The 24,015-nt window shown below is 52.8% G+C and carries 22 protein-coding genes; 19 read left to right on the forward strand and 3 right to left on the reverse strand.

The features are described 5' to 3' along the window. Nucleotides 1-94: 94 nt before the first annotated feature. The 6 genes from serC to rpsA all read left to right on the forward strand — a co-directional run bounded on the left by serC (nt 95) and on the right by rpsA (nt 8,126). A complete protein-coding gene (gene serC / locus BFQ04_RS07845; RefSeq protein ID WP_065950323.1) occupies nt 95-1,180 on the forward strand; it encodes a 3-phosphoserine/phosphohydroxythreonine transaminase in 1,086 nt (361 codons plus the stop codon). Beyond that, on the forward strand, nt 1,180-2,274 hold the full coding sequence (gene pheA, locus BFQ04_RS07850) for a prephenate dehydratase (RefSeq protein ID WP_003172650.1): 1,095 nt from the start codon (nt 1,180-1,182) through the stop codon (nt 2,272-2,274). The genes serC and pheA overlap by 1 nt, the downstream gene beginning before the upstream one ends. A 9-nt stretch (nt 2,275-2,283) precedes the next feature. Then, nucleotides 2,284-3,396, forward strand: coding sequence for a histidinol-phosphate transaminase (gene hisC / locus BFQ04_RS07855; RefSeq protein WP_065950324.1), 1,113 nt, complete (start codon nt 2,284-2,286; stop codon nt 3,394-3,396). A 28-nt stretch (nt 3,397-3,424) separates the two neighbouring features. Beyond that, entirely contained in the window at nt 3,425-5,635 is a 2,211-nt protein-coding gene (locus tag BFQ04_RS07860; RefSeq protein WP_065950325.1) for a bifunctional prephenate dehydrogenase/3-phosphoshikimate 1-carboxyvinyltransferase, read from the forward strand. After that, complete coding sequence (gene cmk / locus BFQ04_RS07865; RefSeq protein WP_065950326.1) at nt 5,632-6,321, forward strand: (d)CMP kinase; 690 nt, start codon at nt 5,632-5,634, stop codon at nt 6,319-6,321. The genes BFQ04_RS07860 and cmk overlap by 4 nt, the downstream gene beginning before the upstream one ends. A 119-nt stretch (nt 6,322-6,440) precedes the next feature. Further along, complete coding sequence (rpsA, locus tag BFQ04_RS07870) at nt 6,441-8,126, forward strand: 30S ribosomal protein S1 (RefSeq protein WP_065950327.1); 1,686 nt, start codon at nt 6,441-6,443, stop codon at nt 8,124-8,126. A 178-nt stretch (nt 8,127-8,304) separates the two neighbouring features. Here the strand turns inward: rpsA and BFQ04_RS30355 are convergent, their stop codons facing one another. The 3 genes from BFQ04_RS30355 to BFQ04_RS07885 are packed head-to-tail and all read right to left on the reverse strand — an operon-like array spanning nt 8,305 to nt 11,009. After that, the gene (locus BFQ04_RS30355) at nt 8,305-8,718 is read right to left on the reverse strand and encodes a GtrA family protein (protein WP_065950328.1); all 414 of its coding nucleotides are present in this window, start codon (nt 8,716-8,718) and stop codon (nt 8,305-8,307) included. Further along, a complete protein-coding gene (locus BFQ04_RS07880; RefSeq protein ID WP_065950329.1) occupies nt 8,715-9,722 on the reverse strand; it encodes a glycosyltransferase family 2 protein in 1,008 nt (335 codons plus the stop codon). Before BFQ04_RS07880 ends, BFQ04_RS30355 begins: the two co-directional genes overlap by 4 nt. A gap of 39 nt (nt 9,723-9,761) precedes the next feature. Next, complete coding sequence (locus tag BFQ04_RS07885) at nt 9,762-11,009, reverse strand: hypothetical protein (RefSeq protein WP_065950330.1); 1,248 nt, start codon at nt 11,007-11,009, stop codon at nt 9,762-9,764. Between the two features lie 474 nt (nt 11,010-11,483). Here BFQ04_RS07885 and BFQ04_RS07890 point away from each other — a divergent pair, with 474 nt between their 5' ends. The 13 genes from BFQ04_RS07890 to wecB all read left to right on the forward strand — a co-directional run bounded on the left by BFQ04_RS07890 (nt 11,484) and on the right by wecB (nt 24,012). Next, complete coding sequence (locus tag BFQ04_RS07890; protein WP_065950331.1) at nt 11,484-11,768, forward strand: hypothetical protein; 285 nt, start codon at nt 11,484-11,486, stop codon at nt 11,766-11,768. Nucleotides 11,769-11,899: 131 nt separating this feature from the next. After that, on the forward strand, nt 11,900-12,196 hold the full coding sequence (gene ihfB / locus BFQ04_RS07895; RefSeq protein ID WP_065886416.1) for an integration host factor subunit beta: 297 nt from the start codon (nt 11,900-11,902) through the stop codon (nt 12,194-12,196). A gap of 20 nt (nt 12,197-12,216) precedes the next feature. Further along, nucleotides 12,217-12,456 (forward strand): lipopolysaccharide assembly protein LapA domain-containing protein, encoded by a 240-nt coding sequence (locus BFQ04_RS07900; RefSeq protein ID WP_065950332.1) that lies wholly within the window; start codon nt 12,217-12,219, stop codon nt 12,454-12,456. A gap of 446 nt (nt 12,457-12,902) precedes the next feature. Continuing rightward, complete coding sequence (locus BFQ04_RS07905; RefSeq protein ID WP_065950333.1) at nt 12,903-14,177, forward strand: Wzz/FepE/Etk N-terminal domain-containing protein; 1,275 nt, start codon at nt 12,903-12,905, stop codon at nt 14,175-14,177. A 271-nt stretch (nt 14,178-14,448) separates the two neighbouring features. Continuing rightward, on the forward strand, nt 14,449-15,021 hold the full coding sequence (locus BFQ04_RS07910) for an acyltransferase (RefSeq protein ID WP_065950334.1): 573 nt from the start codon (nt 14,449-14,451) through the stop codon (nt 15,019-15,021). Then, nucleotides 15,005-16,150, forward strand: a complete 1,146-nt coding sequence (gene rffA / locus BFQ04_RS07915) for a dTDP-4-amino-4,6-dideoxygalactose transaminase (protein WP_065950335.1) — start codon at nt 15,005-15,007, stop codon at nt 16,148-16,150. The genes BFQ04_RS07910 and rffA overlap by 17 nt, the downstream gene beginning before the upstream one ends. Further along, nucleotides 16,134-17,414, forward strand: coding sequence for an O-antigen translocase (locus tag BFQ04_RS07920; RefSeq protein WP_065950336.1), 1,281 nt, complete (start codon nt 16,134-16,136; stop codon nt 17,412-17,414). The genes rffA and BFQ04_RS07920 overlap by 17 nt, the downstream gene beginning before the upstream one ends. After that, nucleotides 17,414-18,529: an EpsG family protein gene (locus tag BFQ04_RS07925; RefSeq protein ID WP_065950337.1), complete on the forward strand. Its 1,116-nt coding sequence runs from the start codon at nt 17,414-17,416 to the stop codon at nt 18,527-18,529. The genes BFQ04_RS07920 and BFQ04_RS07925 overlap by 1 nt, the downstream gene beginning before the upstream one ends. A gap of 17 nt (nt 18,530-18,546) precedes the next feature. Next, entirely contained in the window at nt 18,547-19,758 is a 1,212-nt protein-coding gene (locus BFQ04_RS07930; protein WP_065950338.1) for a glycosyltransferase family 4 protein, read from the forward strand. 1 nt (nt 19,759) lies between these two features. After that, nucleotides 19,760-20,998 (forward strand): glycosyltransferase family 4 protein, encoded by a 1,239-nt coding sequence (locus BFQ04_RS07935; protein WP_175413259.1) that lies wholly within the window; start codon nt 19,760-19,762, stop codon nt 20,996-20,998. Between the two features lie 9 nt (nt 20,999-21,007). Next, entirely contained in the window at nt 21,008-21,865 is an 858-nt protein-coding gene (locus BFQ04_RS07940; protein ID WP_065950339.1) for a dTDP-4-dehydrorhamnose reductase family protein, read from the forward strand. 16 nt (nt 21,866-21,881) lie between these two features. Beyond that, a complete protein-coding gene (locus BFQ04_RS07945; protein WP_065886424.1) occupies nt 21,882-22,892 on the forward strand; it encodes a polysaccharide biosynthesis protein in 1,011 nt (336 codons plus the stop codon). Beyond that, nucleotides 22,885-24,012, forward strand: a complete 1,128-nt coding sequence (wecB, locus tag BFQ04_RS07950) for a non-hydrolyzing UDP-N-acetylglucosamine 2-epimerase (protein ID WP_057722891.1) — start codon at nt 22,885-22,887, stop codon at nt 24,010-24,012. Before BFQ04_RS07945 ends, wecB begins: the two co-directional genes overlap by 8 nt. The last annotated feature ends 3 nt before the right edge of the window (nt 24,013-24,015 follow it).

Here is a 24,015-nt window from a genome sequence, read left to right on the forward strand (position 1 = left end):
CTTGCGCTCTCGGGTTTTTCGCGAGCAAGAACTGGGCGTCTCCCTCGTTCCTACAGTGTGTGATTTGAGTCCCACCAGATCAGAGAGATTGGATGTGAGCAAGAGAGCCTATAACTTCTGTGCCGGTCCCGCGGCGCTTCCTGAAGCAGTCCTGCAGCGCGCGCAGGCTGAACTCCTCGACTGGCATGGAAAAGGCCTCTCCGTGATGGAAATGAGCCATCGCAGCGATGAGTTCGTGTCCATTGCCACCAAGGCCGAGCAGGATCTGCGCGACTTGCTGGACATTCCCTCCCACTACAAAGTGCTGTTTCTGCAGGGCGGCGCGAGCCAGCAGTTCGCCCAGATTGCGCTGAACCTGCTGCCTGAAGGCGGCACCGCTGACTATATCGACACCGGTATCTGGGGTCAGAAGGCCATTGAAGAAGCCTCCCGCTACGGTCATGTCAACGTGGCAGGCACCGCCAAGCCTTATGACTACTTCGCCATTCCTGGTCAGAACGAATGGAAGTTGTCCAAGGATGCGGCCTACGTGCACTACGTTGCCAACGAAACCATTGGCGGCCTGCAATTCGACTGGGTGCCGCAAGTGGGCGACGTCCCGCTGGTGTGCGACATGTCCTCGGACATCCTCTCGCGCCCGATCGACGTGTCCCGGTACGGCATGATCTACGCCGGTGCGCAGAAAAACATCGGCCCGAGCGGTATTCTGGTCAACATCATCCGCGAAGACCTGCTCGGCCGCGCCCGCTCGCTGTGCCCGACCATGCTCAACTACAAGGTCGCGGCCGATAATGGCTCGATGTACAACACCCCGCCGGCATTCGCCTGGTACCTGTCCGGCCTGGTGTTCGAATGGCTCAAGGAGCAGGGCGGCGTGGCGGCCATGGGCAAGCTCAACGAAGTGAAGAAGCGCACCCTCTACGACTTCATCGACGCCAGCGGCTTGTACAGCAACCCGATCAACCTCGCCAATCGCTCATGGATGAACGTGCCATTTCGCCTGGCCGACGACCGCCTGGACAAGCCGTTCCTGGCCGGCGCCGACGAGCGCGGCCTGCTGAACCTCAAGGGTCACCGTTCAGTCGGTGGCATGCGCGCCTCCATCTACAACGCTGTCGACATCCACGCCATCAACGCGCTGGTTGCCTACATGGCAGAGTTCGAAAAGGAACACGGCTAATGTCTGAGCAAGAACTCAAGGCCCTGCGGGTACGCATCGACAGCCTGGACGAGAAAGTTCTCGAGCTGATCAGCGAGCGCGCACGCTGCGCCCAGGAAGTGGCACGGGTGAAAATGGCGTCCCTGGCGGAAGGTGAAGTGCCGGTGTTCTACCGGCCCGAGCGAGAAGCCCAGGTGCTCAAGCGCGTGATGGAGCGTAACAAGGGCCCGCTGGGCAACGAAGAGATGGCGCGGTTGTTCCGTGAAATCATGTCCTCGTGCCTGGCGCTGGAACAGCCGCTGAAAGTAGCGTACCTCGGCCCGGAAGGCACTTTCACCCAAGCGGCGGCCATGAAGCATTTCGGCCACGCCGTGATCAGCAAGCCCATGGCTGCGATCGACGAAGTGTTCCGCGAAGTGGCGGCCGGCGCAGTGAATTTTGGCGTGGTGCCGGTGGAAAACTCCACCGAAGGCGCGGTCAACCACACGCTGGACAGCTTCCTGGAACACGACATGGTGATCTGTGGCGAGGTTGAGCTGCGCATCCACCATCACCTGTTGGTGGGCGAAAACACCAAGACCGACAGCATCAGCCGTATCTATTCCCACGCCCAGTCCCTGGCCCAGTGCCGCAAGTGGCTGGATGCGCATTACCCGAACGTCGAGCGCGTGGCAGTCTCCAGCAATGCCGAGGCGGCCAAGCGGGTCAAGGGCGAGTGGAACTCGGCAGCGATTGCTGGCGATATGGCGGCGGGCCTGTACGGGCTCACGCGCCTGGCCGAGAAAATCGAGGACCGTCCGGACAACTCCACGCGTTTCCTGATGATCGGTAGCCAGGAAGTGCCGCCCACCGGCGACGACAAGACTTCGATTATCGTCTCCATGAGCAACAAACCCGGCGCGCTGCACGAGCTGCTGGTGCCGTTCCACGACAACGGGATTGATCTGACGCGCATCGAGACGCGTCCTTCGCGCAGCGGTAAATGGACCTACGTGTTCTTTATCGACTTCATCGGGCATCACCGCGACCCACTGGTCAAAGGTGTGCTGGAGAAAATCAGCCAGGAGGCCGTGGCACTCAAGGTGCTGGGCTCTTACCCGAAAGCGGTTTTGTGAGGCTTTGACATGAGTGGCAACTTCCTCGCCCTGGCGCAGCCGGGCGTGCAACAACTCTCGCCTTACGTCCCAGGCAAGCCTGTGGACGAGTTGGCACGTGAGTTGAATCTGGATCCGTCCAAAATCGTCAAGTTGGCGAGTAACGAGAACCCGCTGGGTCCTGGCCCTAAAGTGCTGGCGGCGATTCGCGATGAGTTGGCTGAGCTGACCCGTTATCCCGACGGCAACGGCTTTGCCCTCAAGTCCCTGCTGGCAGGAAAATGCCGGGTAGAGCTCAATCAGGTGACCCTGGGCAACGGCTCCAACGACATCCTCGAGCTGGTCGGCCGGGCCTATCTGGCGCCGGGCCTGAATGCGGTGTTTAGTGAGCATGCATTTGCGGTCTACCCGATCGTCACCCAGGCCGTAGGTGCCGATGCGCGGGTTATCCCGGCAAAAGACTGGGGGCACGATTTGCCGGCGATGTTGGCCGCCATCGATGCGCAAACCCGCGTGGTGTTTATCGCCAACCCGAATAACCCGACGGGCACCTGGTTCGATGAGCAGGCCTTGAACGAATTCCTGCAGGACGTGCCCGAGCACGTCCTCGTGGTGCTGGATGAGGCTTATATCGAGTACGCCGAAGGCAGCGACCTGCCGGATGGCCTGGACTTCCTGGCGGCCTATCCGAACCTGCTGGTGTCGCGCACGTTCTCCAAGGCCTACGGCCTGGCGTCGCTGCGGGTTGGCTATGGCTTGTCCACAGCGGTAGTCGCCGATGTGCTCAACCGCGTGCGCCAACCGTTCAACGTCAACAGTCTGGCCCTGGCGGCGGCCTGCGCGGCATTGAATGACGCCGATTACCTGGAAGAAAGCCGTCGCCTCAACGAGCGCGGCATGCAGCAATTGCAGGACGGTTTTCGCGAGTTGGGCCTGGGCTGGATTGCGTCCAGGGGCAACTTTATCTGTGTCGACCTCGGACAGGTAGCCGCCCCGGTCTTCCAGGGGTTGCTGCGCGAAGGCGTGATCGTGCGCCCGGTGGCCAATTACGGCATGCCAAACCACCTGCGCGTCACCATCGGTTTGCCGGCGGAGAACAGCCGCTTCCTGGAGGCGTTGGCCAAGGTTCTGGCCCGTGGTTGATGTCACTGCATTGCAACCTGCTGTGCCTATGATCGGTCGCCTGGTGGTGGTCGGTCTTGGGTTGATCGGTGGATCCTTCGCCAAAGGCCTGCGCGAGAGCGACCTGTGCGGCGAAGTGGTCGGCGTGGACCTGGACCCGCAATCGCGCAAGCTGGCGGTGGAGCTTGGGGTGGTGGATCGCTGCGAGGCGGACCTGGCCATCGCTTGCCAGGGCGCCGATGTGATCCAGCTGGCCGTGCCGATCCTGGCGATGGAAAAGCTATTGGTGATCCTGGCCGGCCTGGATTTGGGCGGCGCGATTCTCACGGATGTCGGCAGCGCCAAGGGTAACGTGGTGCGCGCCGCACAACTGGCGTTTGGTGAAATGCCGCCGCGTTTCGTGCCGGGCCATCCGATTGCCGGTTCCGAGCAGAGTGGGGTGGAAGCATCCAATGCGCAGCTGTTTCGGCGGCACAAAGTGATCCTGACTCCGCTTGAACAGACCGATCCTGCGGCCTTGGCCGTGGTAGACCGGTTATGGCGCGAGCTGGGGGCGGATGTGGAGCATATGCAGGTCGAGCGTCACGACGAAGTGCTGGCGGCGACCAGCCATCTGCCGCATCTGTTGGCATTCGGCCTGGTGGATTCGTTGGCCAAGCGCAACGAAAACCTGGAGATTTTCCGCTATGCCGCCGGTGGCTTTCGCGACTTCACGCGAATTGCCGGCAGTGACCCGGTGATGTGGCACGACATCTTCCTCGCCAACCGTGAAGCGGTGTTGCGTACCCTGGATACTTTCCGCAGCGACCTCGACGCCCTGCGCGACGCGGTGGATGCGGGCGATGGCCATCAACTATTGGGCGTGTTCACCCGTGCGCGGGTGGCGCGTGAACACTTCAGCAAGATCCTGGCGCGCCGCGCCTATGTGGAAACCGCAGTGAATGCCGAAGAACTGACCTTCATCGCCCGTCCCGGTGGCCGCTTGAGCGGGCGCATTCGGGTGCCGGGTGACAAGTCGATCTCCCATCGCTCGATCATGCTGGGCTCATTGGCTGAGGGCGTGACCGAAGTGGAAGGCTTCCTTGAAGGTGAGGACGCCTTGGCGACCTTGCAGGCGTTTCGCGACATGGGCGTGGTGATTGAAGGGCCGCACCACGGTCGAGTGACGATTCATGGCGTGGGCCTGCATGGCCTGAAACCGGCGCCGGGGCCGATCTACCTGGGCAATTCCGGTACGTCCATGCGCCTGTTGTCCGGGTTGCTGGCGGCGCAGCGCTTCGACAGCGTGCTGACGGGCGACGCCTCGCTGTCCAGGCGCCCGATGAGCCGCGTGGCCAAGCCGTTGCGAGACATGGGTGCAGTGATCGAGACCGGGCCGCAAGGCTGCCCGCCGCTGACCATACACGGTGGCCAGGCACTCAAAGGCATCAATTATGTACTGCCGATGGCCAGTGCCCAGGTGAAATCCTGTGTGTTGCTGGCCGGACTGTATGCCGAAGGCAGAACCGCAGTGACCGAGCCTGCACCGACCCGCGACCACACCGAGCGTATGTTGCGCGGTTTTGGTTACCCGGTGGTGGTGGAGGGCGCGACAGCGTCGGTCGAGTCCGGGCATGCGTTGACCGCTACCCATATAGAAGTGCCGGGGGATATTTCCTCCTCGGCATTTTTCCTGGTAGCGGCCACGATTGCCGAGGGTTCCGAGTTGTTGCTCGAACATGTCGGTATCAATCCGACGCGCACCGGGGTGATCGATATTCTGCGCCTGATGGGCGCGGACATTACCGTTGAAAACACACGTGAAGTGGGTGGCGAACCGGTTGCCGACTTGCGTGTACGCGCCGCTGGGCTCAAAGGCATCGAGATTCCCGAAGCGCTGGTGCCGCTGGCGATCGATGAATTTCCCGTACTGTTCGTAGCCGCCGCCTGCGCCGAGGGGCGCACAGTGTTGCGCGGTGCCGAGGAGCTGCGGGTGAAGGAGTCCGATCGTATCCAGGTCATGGCCGACGGTCTGTTGGCGCTGGGTGTGAAGTGTGAACCGACACCTGATGGGATTATCATTGACGGCAGCCCGATAGGCGGCGGCGACGTGCAGGCCCATGGCGATCACCGGATCGCCATGGCCTTCAGCGTGGCGTCGTTGCGAGCGGTGGCGCCGATCCGTATCCGCGATTGCGCCAACGTCGCTACATCTTTTCCGAACTTTCTTACACTGTGTGCCCATGTCGGCATGCGTGTAGCCCAAGAGGCTCAATTGTGAATATCAAAGCTGCGGTGATTACCATCGACGGGCCAAGCGGCTCGGGCAAGGGCACGATCGCCGGCATCCTGGCCAAGCGCCTCGGCTGGTGCCTGCTCGATTCCGGCGCGCTGTATCGCCTGCTGGCGTTCGCCGCGCGCAACCATGGCGTCGACCTGACCAACGAGGAATCCCTCACGTTGCTGGCGGCGCACCTTGACGTGCAGTTCGTCGGCGCGACGGAAGGTCATCCCCAGCGCATCATCCTTGAAGGCGACGATGTGACCGACGACCTGCGTAACGAACAAGTCGGTTCCTGGGCCTCCCAGGTTGCCGCGCTGCCCGCCGTACGTGACGCATTGCTGCAGCGCCAGCGCGCGTTTCAGGAGCCGCCGGGCTTGGTGGCCGACGGCCGTGACATGGGCACGGTGGTCTTTCCCGAGGCGCCGCTGAAGATTTTCCTGACCGCCAGCGCCGAGGAACGTGCTCGCCGCCGTTACTTGCAGTTGAAGGGCAAAGTCGATGGTGTTAGTCTGTCGAGTCTGCTAGATGAGATCCGTGCACGCGATGAGCGTGATACCCAGCGTGCGGTAGCCCCGCTCAAGCCGGCGGCTGACGCCATACAGCTGGATTCCACGGAGTTGTCCATCGAGCAGGTGCTGGAACGCATCATGAGCGAGATCGCCATTCGCGATATCGCCGGGTGACCAAGAAGGCCGCAGGGGACCAGTCATAGTCCTGTGGTGCTTCTTCTAATTGAAACTGACCCATACCGTCTGGGGTGTGGAGATGGGCGTATTCTTCGCCCTTATCAACAGGAATTAAAATGAGCGAAAGCTTTGCGGAACTCTTTGAAGAAAGCCTAAAAACCCTGAACCTTCAGGCAGGCTCCATCATCACCGGTGTTATCGTTGATATCGATTACCAAGCTCGCTGGGTAACCGTTCACGCTGGTCTGAAGTCTGAAGCTCTGATCCCGCTGGAACAGTTCTACAACGATGCTGGTGATCTGACAATCAATGTCGGTGACGAAGTTCACGTTGCTCTGGACTCGGTTGAAGACGGTTTCGGTGAAACCAAGCTGTCCCGTGAAAAAGCCAAGCGCGCTGAATGCTGGATTGTTCTCGAAGCAGCCTTCGCAGCTGAAGAAGTGGTCAAGGGCGTTATCAACGGTAAGGTTAAAGGCGGCTTCACTGTCGACGTTAACGGCATCCGTGCGTTCCTGCCAGGTTCTTTGGTCGACGTTCGTCCTGTGCGCGACACCACGCACCTGGAAGGCAAAGAACTCGAATTCAAGGTCATCAAGCTCGACCAGAAACGCAACAACGTTGTCGTTTCCCGTCGCAGCGTCCTGGAAGCAGAGAACTCCGCCGAGCGTGAAGCTCTGCTGGAATCCCTGCAGGAAGGCCAACAAGTCAAAGGTATCGTCAAGAACCTCACCGATTACGGCGCATTCGTCGATCTGGGTGGCGTCGATGGCTTGCTGCACATTACCGACATGGCTTGGAAGCGTATCAAGCATCCTTCGGAAATCGTCAACGTTGGCGACGAGATCGATGTCAAAGTTCTGAAATACGATCGCGAGCGCAACCGTGTTTCCCTGGGCCTGAAGCAACTGGGTGAAGATCCATGGGTCGCTATCAAAGCCCGTTACCCAGAAAGCACCCGCGTGACCGCGCGTGTTACCAACCTGACCGACTACGGCTGCTTCGCTGAGCTGGAAGAAGGCGTTGAAGGCCTGGTACACGTTTCCGAAATGGACTGGACCAACAAGAACATCCACCCTTCGAAAGTCGTACAAGTCGGCGACGAAGTGGAAGTTATGGTTCTGGACATCGACGAAGAGCGTCGTCGTATCTCCCTGGGCATCAAGCAGTGCAAATCTAACCCATGGGAAGATTTCTCTGGCCAGTTCAACAAGGGCGATAAAATCTCCGGCACCATCAAGTCGATCACCGATTTCGGTATCTTCATTGGTCTGGACGGCGGCATCGACGGCCTGGTTCACCTGTCCGACATCTCCTGGAACGAAGTTGGCGAAGAAGCTGTTCGTCGTTTCAAGAAGGGCGACGAGCTGGACACCGTTATCCTGTCGGTTGACCCAGAGCGCGAGCGCATCTCCCTGGGCATCAAGCAACTGGAAAGCGATCCGTTCTCCGAGTACGTACAAGAGAACGACAAAGGCGCCATCGTTAAAGGTACAGTGAAAGAAGTTGACGCCAAAGGCGCCATCATCACTCTGGCCGACGATATCGAAGCGACTCTGAAAGCCTCCGAAATCAGCCGTGACCGCGTTGAAGACGCGCGCAACGTTCTGAAAGAAGGCCAGGAAGTAGAAGCCAAGATCATCAGCGTTGACCGCAAGAGCCGCGTAATCCAACTCTCCATCAAGTCGAAAGATGAAGTGGAAGAGAAAGAAGCTATCCAGAGCCTGAAATCCGCTCCGGAAGCTGCAACTGGCGAGACCACCATGGCCTCCCTGCTGCGCGAAGCAATGGCTAAGCAGAACTAAGTTCTGTAAGGCTGTAAAAAAGGGCGACTTCGGTCGCCCTTTTTTGTGCCTGTTGGTTCAGTCTGATGAGACTGGCAGCTCGTAATCCAGTGGCGCAAGTCACGGCCGAAATAACGCCTGACTCATAGAGGCTGCGCTTCAGTGAGTGGCACTAGCACCCGTACGTGAAAGATAGGCTTTATTCGCGAGCCGATTTTTCACGAAAAACGAAATACTTGCATGTGAAAAACCCAAAAAAAGCGACAACTATGATTGCGAAGATTTGAACAAATTGATGAGGGTAAAGTAACTTGTCGACAAGGATATACAGAAGCAAAAAGTTTATGAGGTACCCGGTTAAGTGCATCTGGATGTATCGTATCAAGGCACCTCGATTCTTTTTCTGAGAAAACGTCCACTTGTAATTGAACGTATAACTGGTGAGAACACCTATTATATAAATTAACGTCATCGCCAGCTTTTCACCGCTTCCGCAATACACAAGCAATAAGTAGCCCGCGTAAAGCAAGGCATTATTAGTCAGGCCGACAACCCCATAACGTATCAGTTGTAAAAAAGCGGGTGAGGCAAAAAAACTCATTCTGGCCTTCATTCTTTTTCGAAGCGCAAGGTAGATCGAGAGGTTTGCGTGTGTGTGCCAACTGTGTCATCAGATAAATCGTAGGTTTTCCGTCCTACAATATACAGGGGGCGGTTCTTGGTCTGGTCAAATGTTTTGCCGACGTATATGCCAACAATGCCCTGGATTGAAATGACGATGCCACCAATAAAGAATGTAGAAACCATAAGGCTGGTCCAGCCCTGTACCACGGCTCCGTGTAGCATCGTGGTGAACATGAGGTACGCCCCAAAGATAAACGCCAGTGCTGCCATGGTGAAACCTAACTTCACTGCAAGCCGAAGTGGTTTGTCTGAATAGGCAATTATTGTCTCCATCGCCAGGTTCCAGAGCTTTGAAAACGTATAGGTGCTTTTTCCATCCAGGCGTTCTGCGTGCGAGATTTCAATCCCTGTGCTTGAGAAACCTGTCCAATGAACGAGTGCACCAAAAAAGCGAAGTTGCTCGCGCATTTGGCAGAGGTTATCGACTACTTTTCGCGAAATAATACGAAAGTTTCCGCTGTCGCCATTATATTCAAAGTCGGCTAAATAGCTGAACGTCTTGTAGAACAGCCAAGAGGTTGCTCTCTTAAGTAGCGGATCACTTCTTTTTCCTCTCAAGGCTAAAACGATATCGTAACCTTCTTGCGCCTTGGCATAGAGGCGAGGAATCTCTTCAGGGCGATCCTGAAGGTCGCAATCCATCACAACGACCCATTGGCCTCGGCAAGCATCCAAGCCTGCGGTGATTCCATAGTGCTGGCCAAAGTTTCGACTCAACTGGATGCCACGTACTCTTGGGTCCGCCTCGGCGAGGCGCTCTATAATTTGCCACGAGCGATCACCCCCGCAGTCTTCTATCAATACGATTTCGAAATCGGATGAGATTTCCTCGAGGGCGGATTTCAGGCGTGAGTAAAGCTCCTCAAGTGAGTTTTCGGCTTTGTAAACTGGAACGATCACCGAGATATGAGGTGATGTCAATTTTGCTGGCATAATATTTTTATCTTGTTGGTGTGTGGGATAGACGAATTGTTACCAAAATTTCGCATTGAAAAAAAGCTCTTGTTTATAAAAGAATATTCCAAAAAGCGCGTGTAAGAAAAACAACATCAGACAGAGTGAATACTTTACTTTGTCTACGGTGCGAATCGTCAGGTGATGTCTGTTTTTAACTAGAAATGCGACAGAGAACAGGAAGACCAGATAGAGCCCCATTTGTCCGCTCCACCAGAAGTTTCCATCGTACATTCTTGATCCGCTTTCTGCGAAGAAGTAGGTCAGCACCAAGCCCATCAAAAGGCAGCAGCAGGAAAAAACGACAGCTTTGTCTTGTATGAAGTCTCTCGGGTAGCATAAAAAGGCCAGCAGCGGGAACGCTATCGATAAAATCAGCTTCGGAAATAGAAAGTCTGAATAATGAGCCATGGTCTCAAAGGGTAGAACAACAATATGGCTTTCAGTAGCGCCGGTGGCTTGTGAAAGGTCTTGGAAGAAAAACGTTTGAAAAAACTGCAGGCCTAGCAAAGCGATGATGGGGAGAAAAAATGCGAGATAGATATACTTGTTCATGAGTGCTGATTTGAGCCGGTGGGTGATCAGCAGGAAAAGCACAAAGGCGGGGAGCACGATCATCAAGAAATTAGGCTTTGAAATCCCACTGAGGAACAAAGCGAACGCGAGTGCGAGTCCGTTGGAGAGATTGTTGTGCTGCGGGCTGTCTACAGACTTGAGTGCATAGCAGAACGCCAGGAGGGATAGAGGCTTCAGCAGCAGCATGGTAGGGCTGTGATAAATGCTTATTCCTATGTAGCCGAAGTAAAGGTGCTGATCAATAGCGAAGAAGAGTTGTAAGGGCGTTATGACAAGCAAGCAGACTGAGAGAAATACAGCGATCAACGCGGACGTGTGAGCTTTTAAAATATTGTAATTTAAAATAGCAAGGAAGAAGATTGAAAGCACTATGACCAGTGTTGACGCCTGGGGGTAACTGATGGCGAGTGCTTTTTTGGAAAGTATCGTGAGCACGTGATACAGCGGGTGAGGCAATATTAATTTCTGACCATTCTCCATGTCGCTTGCCCACTTTAAGTGAGTGACATAGTCGAACGCGTTTGTAGAGAGAGTGCTGATAAGAGGCTCAAATAGAATAATGCAAATTCCCAGAAGTATCCCATAGGCCACTAAGTTCGTAAGGCGCTTTGACTGAGGTGTGTCGGCTGTCGTGCTAGTGTGCACCCTGCTGTTTTTTTTAATTGGTTTAGCAGGTTTAAATAACGTCATTGCTGCTGCATCCCTTTGGCTTTCGTTGTGAACATGCGGACCGAATTAACTTAAGGTAATTATACCTGCTGAGCGATGATGATGCGCTTTTTGCAGGCTTCTCATCGTATGGGCTTGCGCCCCGATAGCGTCAGCGCCGTCGCCGCGCTCGGCTTTCGAAGGTTACGGGATGTCCGTGCATGCATGGGCGGTCTCGATTCGCAAGTGACGTGGCTTACAGCTGTCTGGAGAGTCATCCGGAGGTGGGCTTGATCTAGCCATCGGGACATGTAGTCGTGAAGTGCGCATGCCCCTTTGCGGAACGGGCGTTTCGAGACGTGGTTGAATGATGTAGAGAGGGCGACCATTGAAAGGCTGCTTGCTGCCGGTTCTGAAATCAAGTGAATCAAAAACCAAGAACTAACGCGTACGTCTCAAGGTCACAAGTGGCTATAGTCTTGATTGCTCCACATTGCTGATTCAATAAGGGGATGAATGAACAGGTTTATCATAGTGCTGGCAGTGCTGACGCTTGCAGGCTGCTCCGCTACCAGCGCCAAGACTCATGCAACGCGGGGCGGCAGCGGTATTGAGATCGACTGCTCGGGTCTGGGAAATAAATGGGAGAAGTGCGATGCGCGTGCGATGCGTGAGTGCAAAGCGCGGGGTTACAAGGTCATCGCCCGGTCCAGTGAAGCCAAGGATGACGCCGAAGACTATCCGTTCGGCTGGAACCCGGCTGGCGCGCTTACGCGCACGATGTTGGTGATCTGTAATTGATGATTTGGGTGTTTACGGCTGTCTTGGAGTAGGCGCGCAGATAAGTTAGTACATGGGCTGTTCAAAATCCTCAGGTCATGCTAAAACCTTCGAAGCGATTTTCCTAGCTGCTTGAAAAAGAAGGGAAAAATATGACGAAGTCGGAGTTGATCGAACGAATTGTCACCCATCAAGGGCTGCTCTCATCCAAGGATGTCGAGTTGGCTATCAAGACTATGCTTGAGCAAATGTCCCAATGCCTGGCCACCGGAGATCGTATAGAAATCCGCGGCTTCGGTAGCTTTTCGCTGCATTACCGTGCACCGCGAGTAGGGCGTAACCCCAAGACTGGCCAGTCCGTCAGTCTCGATGGGAAGTTCGTACCTCATTTCAAACCCGGTAAAGAGTTACGCGATCGGGTAAATGAAGATGAGGAAGAGGGCATCTGATTGTTTGCCAGGAGTATGTTATGCGTCAGTTCAAGCGTATTTTTACTGTCATCATTGCTTCAATCGTTGCTCTCGCAATTGTAGGCTTCGTGCTTGAGAACCAACAGTCAGCCTCGCTTTCGTTCTTGGGGTGGTCCTCCGCCACACTGCCTGTTTCAGTATTCGTTACGTTGGCACTGATAATCGGAATGCTACTGGGCCCAGTGCTGTTCCTGCTTTTCAAGCCTAGGCAGAGCCGAGGAAAGATACCTGCAGCGTGACCTGGATCCAGGTAGTTCAGGTGGACAAGATTGCCGGTGACGAGGGGTGCCGTTTGTCGGATCAATCTGATCGTTTTTCGCGTCGAATACGCTGATGTACATCCTATAAATGAATATCAGGATTTAAAACCGCAGCTTTTTCTGGCAGCAGCTACGGGTCGAATCTATTTTTAATTAATGATAATGACAGTGTTTAAGGGGGAATGGCTGCGCATTGCTAGCTCTGCGGAAGTATCCTACGCGTAGGTGGGAAGCGTCTCATTGACTTGTCAAGTCTTGCAATGTAGCGAAGAGATGGCAAAATGCAACATATTCTCGAGAACAGTCATTTTGTGCGCTCAAGGCCAGGCAGCGAAGCTGGGCTTCGTTGGGCGGTTGATGGAAAAATCACGCAAGATAGTCTGCATAACGAGCCCGCAGTTTCTCATTGAAGGCAGGTTTTTGTTGTGAGTAGTAGCTTCCGCGCCCCCCCTGTGCCCTCGACGGGTGAAGTCGACCTCTTTGCGTTATCTCAAATCGTCTGGCGTCAGAAAAAAATAGTCCTGATCACCACTGCTGGCGTGGCGCTGCTCGCAGCGGCGTATGCATTCCTGGCGACTCCTGAATATCAGGTGAGCAGTGTACTAAGGCCTGCCGCGATCAATGAGTTGGACGCCTTAAATCGTTCGGAAGTTTATAAGTTGCCACCGAGTGAAGCGCTTCTGAAAGTTGGAGCTTCCCTTGAATCTTATGAAACCCGATTGAATTTTTTCAGAGCCAATCAGCAGCTCTTTAGCGAGTTTGAGCGTCCAGGGCGTACCCTTGAGCAGAGTTTTGAAGAGTTCAATCGTAATTCGATCAGTTTGATAGTGCCTGACTTGAAGAAAGCTGAGTCACTGAGTGCCTATATCAAACTCGAAATGAATTACCCGCAGGGCGTCGATGGTGTAAAGATTCTGAACGATTTCGTTCAGTATGCGATTGCCAGCGAGCGCAAGCAGATAGCGGCCGATATGGATGTTATTGTCAAAAACCGAATCAACGAAATTACGGGTAAGTTTAACGCTGCGCGAGCAAGTTATGAAACCGACAAGGAAGCGAAGATAGCTTCATTGCTCGAGGCCGACAATCTGAAGCGCGCACAGCTGTTGGACGAATTGAAGGCGCTGCGTGCCCAGTTGAAAACGTTGCGTACCGATCGCATGTCGCAATTGGCTGAGGCTATCGGCATCGCTAAATCACTGGGCATTAACAAACCGACGACACCTTCTTCGTTGGGAGACGCTGAACGTGCAAGCTCAAACAGCGTGATGCGTACGGAAGTGAACAACCAGCAGATACCTCTTTATTTCATGGGGGTAGAGGCGCTCGAGGCCGAAAAGCGAGCACTCAATCAACGAAACTCGGACGACTTCGCTGAGGCGCGTATTGCCCAAATCGCCAAAGAACTGCAGCTGCTTCAATCCAATCGTCAAGTTGAAGTACTCAATCGCCGAGAAAACGAAGACATTTTTCTAGCCGGGGTTGAGCCGCTGAGGGCGGAAATGGCGCGTTTGCGCAATTTGAATATCGATATGAGTCGCATAAAGTTAGTGGCCATTGATCGAGCCGCTATGGAGCCGTTGAGCGCAGTAAAGCCCAAGAAGCTGCTGATCATCATGGGTGGTATTATTGCGGGTTTGGTTCTCGGTATAGCCTTCGCGTTGTTCTCCAGCGTTTTTCGCTCCAAGAGGCTGGCGTAGAGGCGGCCGCTGGAGTACATCTTGCTACCTGCGCTAGCAAGCGCTTGCAAGAATGCGCTCCACTGTCGTGTTAAGTGATGGCCAGTAGCCCATTGTCTGTGCCCGGGCCTGAGATTGGCCTGATTTGTTGGGTGGCTGTAGGCGATTATGCTATTACGCCAGGAAAAACAAGTTTAAAATTGCTGATACATTTTGATGCGCCTGTCAGCAGCGTCCAGCTGCAGAACCGTGCGTTAGGTTGCTGACAGTATTGGCTAGCTGTGGAGAGATTATGGCGTATTTATCAAACGAGCAGCTGGCTCAGCTCGGTTTTAAAAAGCTTGGCAAAGATGTGAAAATCAGTGATCGAGCCAGCATTTATAATGCTGATCAAATTGAGATTGGCGATTTTTCGCGAATTGATGATTTTTGCGTCATTTCAGGCAAGATTACATTCGGTCGCTTCAATCATATAACACCGATGTGCCTTATCGCTGGTGGGACGCCGGGTATCGTATTTGAGGATTTTTGTACGTTGGCGTACGGCGTCAAGATATTCTCCCAGTCGGATGATTACAGCGGCGAAACGTTAACGAACTCTTTAATTCCAAAAAAATTCAAGAACGAGTTGTTTTCTGCGGTACACGTGCACAGGCACGTAATAGTAGGCGCTGGCGCTGTCATTTTTCCAGGTGTGATACTGGCTGAAGGATGCGCCGTAGGCGCGATGGCGCTTGTTACCAAACCTACTGACGCCTGGGGTGTCTATGCAGGCATACCCGCAAAACGTGTCAAAGAACGTAAGAAAGATTTACTTCAACTAGAAAAAGAATTTTATGGTGAGTTCGATGAAAGTTCCCTTTAATAAGCCGCCTTATACCGGTAATGAGGATCAATATGTAACCCGCGCCATGCGCAGCGCGAAGATGTCCGGAGATGGAGACTTCACGATAAATTGCCAGCGCTGGTTCGAAGAAACGTTTTCGTGCCAAAAGGCATTATTGACGCCCTCTTGCACCCAGGCGCTTGAGATGGCGGCAATATTGGTCGATATACAGCCGGGCGATGAAGTGATAATGCCCAGCTACACCTTCGTAAGTACAGCCAATGCCTTTGTACTTCGCGGGGCAAAAATCGTATTTGTCGATATTCGTCCGGACACGATGAATATTGATGAAACCCTGATTGAAGCGGCCATTACTGAAAAAACCAAGGTCATAGTGCCGGTCCATTACGCAGGCGTGGCGTGTGAAATGGACACCATCATGGACATTGCGCAGCGACACAAGTTGTTTGTTGTCGAAGACGCAGCACAGGGCATGATGTCCACCTACAAAGGACGTAAGTTGGGCACTATTGGTCATTTAGCTGCCTACAGTTTTCATGAAACAAAAAACTACACCAGTGGCGGTGAGGGTGGCTTGCTGCTCATTAATGACGAGCGTTTTATTGGGCGCGCTGAAATTATCCGTGAAAAAGGCACTAACCGTAGCCAGTTTTTCAGAGGGATGATTGATAAGTACACCTGGGTGGATATTGGCAGCAGCTACCTGCCTGGTGAACTTCAGGCAGCCTATCTGTTCGGTCAATTAGAACGGGCGGAGGTGATTAACGAATTCCGCTGCAAAATCTGGAATCGCTACAATGCCGCGTTTAAAGATCTGGTCGGTGCCGGTCTGATCGAAACGCCGTCAGTTCCAGAGGGCTGTGTAGCCAACGCGCACATGTTTTATATTAAGGTTAAAGATATTGTCGCCCGCACGGCAGTGCTTAAACATCTGAATGCCTCCGGCGTGGGCGGGGTTTTTCATTATGTGCCTCTGCACAGCGCTCCGGCGGGAATTCTGTTGGGACGTTTTAACGGCGAAGATGTCTTTACCACTAAGGAAAGTGAGCGTCTTCTTCGTCTACCGGTCTGGTACGGAATGTCAGACGTTGAAATTCAGCACGTCATTGATTCTGTGATAGGTGCAGTTAATGCCGCCGGTCGGTAAATTAAAAGAGAAAAGGGCGGGACTGCTGGCGGGCGCTTTTTTCACGAGCGCCGCTCAAGCATCAAAAATCCTGGTAGGGTTCTGCATTCTTAAGCTGATTGCTTTGTATTTGGGTGCAGATGGCCTCGGGAAATTGGGGCACTTTATGAGCCTGGTCTCCATCGCGGTCTTGTTGGCGGGGGGGGGATTGGGACACGGTGTCATCAAATATGTAGCCGAGTTCAAGGACAGTAAGTTTAGTCTGTACAGGCTGTTTTCCACCTCGGTGTTCTATGCGTTGGGGGCCTCCATACTTGTCTTGGTGGCCTTGTTTTCATTTGCTGAGAAGATATCGGTTCTGGTGTTTGGAGAGCCTCGCTTTTACTGGGTGATCCTGTGCCTTGCTGTCGCCCAGGTTGCGTTCGCGTTCAATATTCTGTTTTCCGGTTTCTTCAATGGGCTCGGTAAACTGAAGGTGAATGCGGTGGTGCAGGTTGTTTCAAATATCCTGGCACTGCCATTAATATGGTTTTTGATTTCAAGCTATAAAATGCCAGGTGCGGCGATTGCCATGCTTGCGATCTTTGTCATGCCGATTATTGTTTCGTTGTTTTTTGTTAAAGGCATGCCGCTGTTCAGAATGATCAAGTGGCGAAAATTTGATGTTGGCATTGGGAAGGGTTTTGCCAGATTCGGTTTGATGTTACTGGTCAGTGCGGTCATGTTTCCTGTGGTGGAAATAGTTATCAGGGAGTCGCTGATAACGCAGGTGGGGTACAGTGAGGCGGGTATATGGCAGGGGAGTATAAAACTCTCAAGCGCTTATATTGGATTTTTTAGCGTCTTCCTGGCGTCTTACTATATGCCACTTATTTCGGCAACGCGAGAGAAGAAGGCGATAACACGTCAGGTCATCAAGTTCATGTTGCTGGTGATGGGCGGGTTCCTTATGGGCGGAAGTGTGCTTTATTTTGGTCGGCACTTCTTCATCCCGCTGCTGCTGTCTTCCGAATTTAATGAGCTGGAGAATTATATAATTTTTCAGCTGGTGGGCGATTTTTTCAAAGTTTCCGCTTACGTGATCGGGTTCGTGGCAGTGGCCAAGGCTGCGACCAAATTGTATATACTGTCTGAAGTTATTCAAGCGCTGCTGTTTGTCGGGCTCACTTTTTCGCTGGGAAAAAGTATCGGCGGTATTTACGGTGTCATGTATTCTTATATGATCGCTTACATCGTATTTTTTGTCATGTGTGTCATCGGTTTTGCCTGCTGGGCGCGTAGATAATGGAACTGGAATTCACTCTCCCGTTGTACCTGGCCTATGGCTTTTTGGTGCTGGTGGCTGCATTTGATACCTTAAGTGATAGGAAACTACCAGCGATTGTTGTGTCTGTGCTGATGGCTGTTCCGCTAGTTTTTCTGGCTACGTTCAGGGCAGTGGGAGTTGGCAGCGATGATGCCGCTTATCTCGAGATGCTCTATCAGATACCGTCGGTATTGGATTGCCAGAACGTCTATTGCGATTACAGCTACGCGACATTCAATGTCGAGTTCGGTTTTTTCATGTTCCTGTCGGTATTGGCAGCGCTCGGAAAGAATGCGGCCGTTTTATTCGGCTTTAGTTCGTTAGTTGCGGTGACGTTAAATATTCGCAGCATAAGGTATTTTTCTCCTTACTTTGCATTGGCGGTGCTGGTTTACTTTACGCATTTTTACCTGGCCAAAGAACTCAATGCAATACGCTTGGGGTTGGCATCCGGGTTGCTATTCCTCGCTGCGGCCTATCTGGATCAGCGAAAGTATAAAATGATGACGGCGCTGATCGTTGCCGCGACATTGGTTCATGTGTCATCGGTATTTTTTATTGTGCCAGTGGGGTTGTATCTTTTTCGGCCCAAGCGCAGTTTGTACCTTCTTGTGAGTGCCGTTCTGATCTTTATCTCCGCAACCATCGACTTTAAATCTGTGCTGCGTCAAATGGCAATTTTCGGTTTTGTGGGGGATAAAATCGAATTGTATCTCAACGCCGACATGTACAGTTATGCCTTGCCGCTTTTTGACATGGTGAATATCAAGAATTTGCTGGTGATCATCGCAGGCCTGGTATGTTGGAAGAAGATTGAACATCGATACCAGAGTTTCAATCTGATTTTCTGTATTTTTTATTGTGCGGCCTTTTTGCGTATTGTGCTGGGCGATTTCGCGATCCTGGCGGGTCGGGGCTACGCAAGTATTTCAATGTTTGAGTACGTGCTGATCCCCATGATCGCTGTGCATGTGTGTGGCAAGAAATTGGGCTTTTTGCTGGTGGCGGCTTATACCTTTGCAACCTTGTACCTGAACCTCAACAGCAATTCAGGGTGGACAGGTGGTTCCGAAGTGTTTTTCGATTTCCTATAGATTGTGGTTGAGGGTGTATGAAAAGCATATTGTTTGTGATGGGAGGACTCGCTATTGGCGGGGTTGAGACTTACGTGGTCAGATTGGCCAAATATCTCAAGCTGGCCGGGCACTCCGTTAGCGTGACTTTACTGTCTGATAAGTATGATCAGGGGCTGTTTACCGAACTCTCCCAGCACGCGTCGGTCACGATTGTCGAACATGTTCCTTTTCTGTCTGCTTCCAGTTGGGTCAATGCGCTGTTGCCGGCAAAAACGGATACCACAAAGTACGACATCGTTCATGTGGTGGATGGGCTGACGTTGGCCTATGTTTGTTTAAATAGAGATCAGCTGGATTTCAAATCGGTCAGTGTCGGTATTTATCACTCTAAGGAAATTGCCTGGTGGCGCGGTCGTAATATCTATTTCAGGAAAAAAATGTTGGCGTTGTATGATCGCAACGTCCAGCTCACGTTATTTCCTAACGAAAGAACGGCTGAGATGGCTGCAGAATTCAGTGGCGCCGATGTGTCGGGGCTGGATATTCTACCGCTGGGCATTTCTTTTGAAAGCTACAGTGCTCGCCAGCCGCTCCAGTCATCCTTGCGTATAGTTTCCGTCGGTCGTTTGGTTGACTTCAAAATCTACAATCGCCATGTCATCTCGCAACTGGCTGAGCTTCGCAAGTTAGCCGATTTTGAGTACTTCATATATGGCGACGGCCCTGAGCGCAACGCGCTGATTGCCTTGGCTGAGTCGCAAGGCGTTGAGGCTTATGTGCATTTTTTCGGTGAGGTAGATTACGCTGAACTGCCCTCTATCCTGGATGGTGCATTTTGCTTTGTAGGGTCGGGGACGACGATTATCGAGGCCTCGGCAGCTGGCATTCCCTCTGTCGTTGGCATCGAGTCGATTGAGCGCCCGCTCACGTGTGGTCTGTTTTCGGACGTTGCCGGATATTCCTATAACGAAGAGTCCGCCACCACCAACCGGGTTGGGATTTTTGATACCATTGCGATGCTGCACGCGATGAGCGCTTCCGAGTACATGCAGGTTTCCGACCGTCACAGAAAGAAGGCCAAGCTTTTTGACATACTGGAAACCTCTGCTCAGTTTGTAGAGAAATCAAATCGCGCCCCCCGTTTCGATATTAAAATTAACCGGTGGATCGCGATGTTGTCATTCATTAAATCTGTGATTTTTTTGGGGCCCAAAGCGCTCAAGTCCAGATTCGATAGTGTGAGCTGACATGCCCCTGAATATTGCAATAGTTACTCAGTATTTTTACCCTGAGAGCTTTATCATTAATGATATCGTGCAGGAATTGGCATCGCTTGGCCATACAGTCGAAGTGTTCACGGGGCAACCTAATTATCCGGACGGTGATACCTACGAAGGGTATCAGGCAGCTTCCTGCAGCGAGCACATGTACAAGGATTCGATAAAGGTTCACCGTGCACCTTTAAGGCCACGTCATGCAGGCGGTGCAAAGAATCTGATCCTTAACTACCTGTCATTTGTAGTTAATGGCATCAAGTATTTTCCAAAGCAGAATGCGGGAAAAAAATTCGACGCGATCATTGTGTTCGCGGTGTCTCCCATCACTGCTGCGATCCCCGCAATCGTGTTGAAACGCTCTACGGATGCGCACCTGATGGTCTGGGTGCAGGATTTGTGGCCCGAAACGCTGAAAGCAACCGGGTTTATAAAAAATCACTGGGCGCTGAAAGCCGTGGGTTTGCTGGTTCGGTTCATATATGCCAAGGCAGATACCGTATTGGTACAGTCTGAAGCATTTATATCGTCTGCCGAAAAGTATGTGGAGAAAAGCAAGCTCGTTTATTACCCCAACTCCTATCAGCTGTCACCTGCGCCGCCCGCTGGCGCCGCCAGTGTTTTACCTGATGAAATCAATCAGTTGTTAACCTCCCATTTTTGCATTGTGTTTGCTGGCAATCTCGGATTTGCGCAATCTTTGGAAACTATCGTCGATGCGGCAAAAGCCCTGACTCACCTTAGTTGCAAGATCGTGGTGGTTGGCAGTGGTAGCCGTCTTGAATGGATGAATGAGCAAAAGCGTGTGCATGCGCTGCACAACTTGGAATTGGTGGGGCGTTTGCCATCTGAATCAATGCCGGAATTATTCGCCAAGAGTGAAGCCCTGCTGGTGACGCTCAAAAAGGACGAAATATTCACCCTGACCATTCCCAGCAAAGTCCAGGCCTATATGGCAGCAGGCAAGCCCATCTTGGCCGCCCTTGACGGCGAGGGTGCGAGAGTCGTGCAGTTGGCGGGCGCCGGCCTGTGCTCTCCCGCAGGTGACGCTGCTGCGCTGGCGAGTAATATCGAACAAATTTATCGCTGCGAGCCCGAAAAAAGAAGCGCCTACGGGGCCGCAGGGTATCGGTTTTTCTGTGATAATTACGAAATGAAAAGCCAGTGCCGCCGCTTGGTCGAAATTATTCAAGATCGAATTAAAAATACGTAGAGATCCAATATGAAAATTTTAGTGCTGGGTGTGACAGGGATGCTCGGAAGTGCTGTTTTCAAGTACATCGCCAGCCATACCTCACATAGTGTGTTTGGCACCATGCGTGGTAGAGGGGGGCGTAAGTACTTCGATGAAAAGTACGCAGAGAACTTCTATTCGGATGTTGATGTTCTGGACTACGAAGCCTTGGTCGGTGTCTTCGAGCAGGCACGTCCGGACGTCGTTATCAACTGCGTTGGCTTGATCAAACAGTTAGCCCAGGCCAAGGATCCGCTGTCGACGTTGCCGCTCAACTCGATGCTGCCGCATCGCCTCTCGAAGTTGTGCGCGCTGATCGGTGCCCGGCTTGTCCATATCAGTACCGACTGCGTCTTCACTGGCGAGAAGGGAATGTATTTGGAATCTGACATTTCAGACGCGGTCGACTTGTACGGAAAGTCCAAGTTTATTGGTGAGGTTCAAGACCAACCTCACGCCATCACCTTGCGCACCTCAATCATCGGCCATGAGCTGGCAAGCAGTGCGTCTCTGGTTGACTGGTTCCTCTCCCAGGAAGGTGCCGTAAAAGGTTTTACGAAAGCCATATTCTCGGGTGTACCGACCTCAGAACTTGCTCGCATCATCACCGATTTCGTGATTCCCAATCCGCAGCTGTTCGGTCTCTATCATGTTTCCGCTGAGCCTATCGATAAATTCACGTTGCTGAATGAAATCGCGAAGATTTATGAAAAGAAAATCGACATTGTCCCAGATGATCATCTAGCGATTGATCGGTCTCTGGACTCTACGCGATTCCGCCAGGCAGTGGGCTACGTTCCGCCTGCTTGGCCAGACCTTATTCAATTTATGCGCGCTCAGCGATAATTAGGAGATTTTACAGATGTTCGATAATAAAGTGTTGATGATTACCGGCGGTACCGGTTCCTTTGGTAACACCGTGCTCAAGCGATTTCTCGATACCGATGTCAAAGAAATCCGTGTGTTCAGCCGTGACGAAAAGAAACAGGAAGACATGCGCATTGCGCTGGGTAACGACAAGGTAAAGTTTTACATCGGCGATGTGCGTGACTATGCCAGCATTTCCCAGGCGATGGTCGGGGTCAATTACATCTTTCACGCCGCTGCGCTCAAGCAAGTTCCTTCTTGCGAGTTCTATCCGATGGAAGCGGTCAAAACCAACGTGATGGGCACGGAAAACGTGCTGAACGCGGCGATCGCCAACAATGTAGAACGCGTAGTGGTTCTGAGTACGGATAAAGCCGTCTACCCAATCAATGCGATGGGCATTTCCAAAGCCATGGCGGAAAAGCTGGTCGTTGCCAAGTCCCGGATGATCCCGCAAAACGGTCCTGTCATCTGTTCCACACGCTATGGCAACGTTATGGCTTCCCGAGGTTCGGTGATCCCCTTGTTCATCAATCAGTTGAAGCAGGGCGGCGAACTGACGGTAACTGACCCCAACATGACCCGTTTCCTCATGTCCCTGGAAGATTCGGTTGATTTGGTTTTGCATGCTTTTGAATATGCCGAACAAGGCGATATTTTCGTACAAAAGGCGCCTGCATCGACTGTCGAAGATTTGGCTCAAGCGCTCAAAGAACTGTTCAAGTGCATGAATTCGATCAAGGTGATCGGCACGCGTCACGGCGAGAAGCTTTACGAGTCGTTGATTTCTCGCGAGGAAATGGCCAAGGCAGAAGACATGGGCCGTTACTACCGGATCCCTGCGGACAATCGCGATCTGAACTATGAGAAATATTTCGTAGAGGGTGAAACGCATATTTCGGAGTTGGACGACTATACATCACACAACACTGAACGCCTGGATGTTGAGGGTGTTAAAGCGCTGCTGATGAAGTTGGAGTTTGTTCGGGAGCAACTCAATGCTTAAAGTCATGACCTTGGTGGGCACTCGGCCGGAACTCATCAAAATGAGCCGCGTGATCGCAGAACTGGACAAACAGACCCACCATATTCTGGTGCATTCCGGTCAGAACTACGATTATGAGCTTAACCAGGTATTCTTTGATGACCTGGATATTCGTAAGCCCGACCATTTCCTGGGCGCTGTAGGTGATACTGCGGCCCAGACGATCGCTCAGGTTATCGCTAAATCGGATGAGTTGTTCGAGTCGGAAAAGCCGGATGCACTCCTGCTTTACGGGGATACCAATACCTGTCTGGCTGTCATTTCTGCCAAGCGCAGAAAAATCCCGGTTTTCCATATGGAAGCGGGTAACCGTTGCTTCGACCAGCGCGTCCCCGAGGAGTTGAATCGCAAGGTTCTCGACCACCTCAGCGATATAAACATGGTACTGACCGAACACGCCCGTCGCTATCTGCTGGATGAGGGCGTGCGCCCGGAAACGATCATCAAGACCGGGTCGCACATGGCAGAAGTCCTGGACTTCTACATGCCCAAGATCCAAGCGTCCGATGTACTGGCTCGCGAAGGGCTGACCTCCGGTGGCTTCTTTATTGTCAGCACGCATCGTGAAGAGAACGTAGATACCCCGGATAATCTTCGGGATCTGATTGGCTCGCTGAAGGCACTGGCTGACGAGTACAAGCTGCCTATTATTGTTTCCACACACCCAAGGACGCGTAAGCGCCTTGAAGCATTGGGTGAGTCGCTTGACCATCCACTGATTCGCTTCGTTAAACCGTTCGGTCTGCTCGACTACATCAAGTTGCAGATGGAAGCGTTTTGCATTCTGTCCGACAGCGGCACCATCACTGAAGAAGCGTCTTTGTTGAACCTGCCGGCGGTGACGATTCGCAACGCTCACGAGCGGCCTGAAGGCATGGATGAAGGCACGCTTATCATGTGTGGCCTGACGACTGATCGCGTGCTGAACGCTGTCAGGGTCGTGACCAGCCAGCATGTACGTGGTGAACGAGTGATGTCGGTGGTAGGCGATTATTTGGGTGGCGCCGTCTCCAAAAAAGTCGTGCGCATTGTGCACAGCTATACCGACTACATTAATCGCACCGTTTGGTCTAAATCCTAAACA

Source organism: Pseudomonas sp. 37 R 15 (assembly GCF_900004865.1).
GTDB classification, from domain to species: Bacteria; Pseudomonadota; Gammaproteobacteria; order Pseudomonadales; family Pseudomonadaceae; genus Aquipseudomonas; species Aquipseudomonas fluorescens_AM.

Excerpts from the sequence above, each read along its gene's own strand:
- pheA (WP_003172650.1), top strand. The coding sequence starts at position 1,180 with ATGTCTGAGCAAGAACTCAAGGCCCTGCGGGTACGCATCGACAGCCTG.
- hisC (WP_065950324.1), top strand. The coding sequence starts at position 2,284 with ATGAGTGGCAACTTCCTCGCCCTGGCGCAGCCGGGCGTGCAACAACTC.
- BFQ04_RS07860 (WP_065950325.1), top strand. The coding sequence starts at position 3,425 with ATGATCGGTCGCCTGGTGGTGGTCGGTCTTGGGTTGATCGGTGGATCC.
- rpsA (WP_065950327.1), top strand. The coding sequence starts at position 6,441 with ATGAGCGAAAGCTTTGCGGAACTCTTTGAAGAAAGCCTAAAAACCCTG.
- BFQ04_RS30355 (WP_065950328.1), bottom strand. The coding sequence starts at position 8,718 with ATGAAGGCCAGAATGAGTTTTTTTGCCTCACCCGCTTTTTTACAACTG.
- BFQ04_RS07880 (WP_065950329.1), bottom strand. The coding sequence starts at position 9,722 with ATGCCAGCAAAATTGACATCACCTCATATCTCGGTGATCGTTCCAGTT.
- BFQ04_RS07885 (WP_065950330.1), bottom strand. The coding sequence starts at position 11,009 with ATGACGTTATTTAAACCTGCTAAACCAATTAAAAAAAACAGCAGGGTG.
- BFQ04_RS07890 (WP_065950331.1), top strand. The coding sequence starts at position 11,484 with ATGAACAGGTTTATCATAGTGCTGGCAGTGCTGACGCTTGCAGGCTGC.
- ihfB (WP_065886416.1), top strand. The coding sequence starts at position 11,900 with ATGACGAAGTCGGAGTTGATCGAACGAATTGTCACCCATCAAGGGCTG.
- BFQ04_RS07900 (WP_065950332.1), top strand. The coding sequence starts at position 12,217 with ATGCGTCAGTTCAAGCGTATTTTTACTGTCATCATTGCTTCAATCGTT.
- BFQ04_RS07910 (WP_065950334.1), top strand. The coding sequence starts at position 14,449 with ATGGCGTATTTATCAAACGAGCAGCTGGCTCAGCTCGGTTTTAAAAAG.
- rffA (WP_065950335.1), top strand. The coding sequence starts at position 15,005 with ATGAAAGTTCCCTTTAATAAGCCGCCTTATACCGGTAATGAGGATCAA.
- BFQ04_RS07920 (WP_065950336.1), top strand. The coding sequence starts at position 16,134 with ATGCCGCCGGTCGGTAAATTAAAAGAGAAAAGGGCGGGACTGCTGGCG.
- BFQ04_RS07925 (WP_065950337.1), top strand. The coding sequence starts at position 17,414 with ATGGAACTGGAATTCACTCTCCCGTTGTACCTGGCCTATGGCTTTTTG.
- BFQ04_RS07930 (WP_065950338.1), top strand. The coding sequence starts at position 18,547 with ATGAAAAGCATATTGTTTGTGATGGGAGGACTCGCTATTGGCGGGGTT.
- BFQ04_RS07935 (WP_175413259.1), top strand. The coding sequence starts at position 19,760 with ATGCCCCTGAATATTGCAATAGTTACTCAGTATTTTTACCCTGAGAGC.
- BFQ04_RS07940 (WP_065950339.1), top strand. The coding sequence starts at position 21,008 with ATGAAAATTTTAGTGCTGGGTGTGACAGGGATGCTCGGAAGTGCTGTT.
- BFQ04_RS07945 (WP_065886424.1), top strand. The coding sequence starts at position 21,882 with ATGTTCGATAATAAAGTGTTGATGATTACCGGCGGTACCGGTTCCTTT.
- wecB (WP_057722891.1), top strand. The coding sequence starts at position 22,885 with ATGCTTAAAGTCATGACCTTGGTGGGCACTCGGCCGGAACTCATCAAA.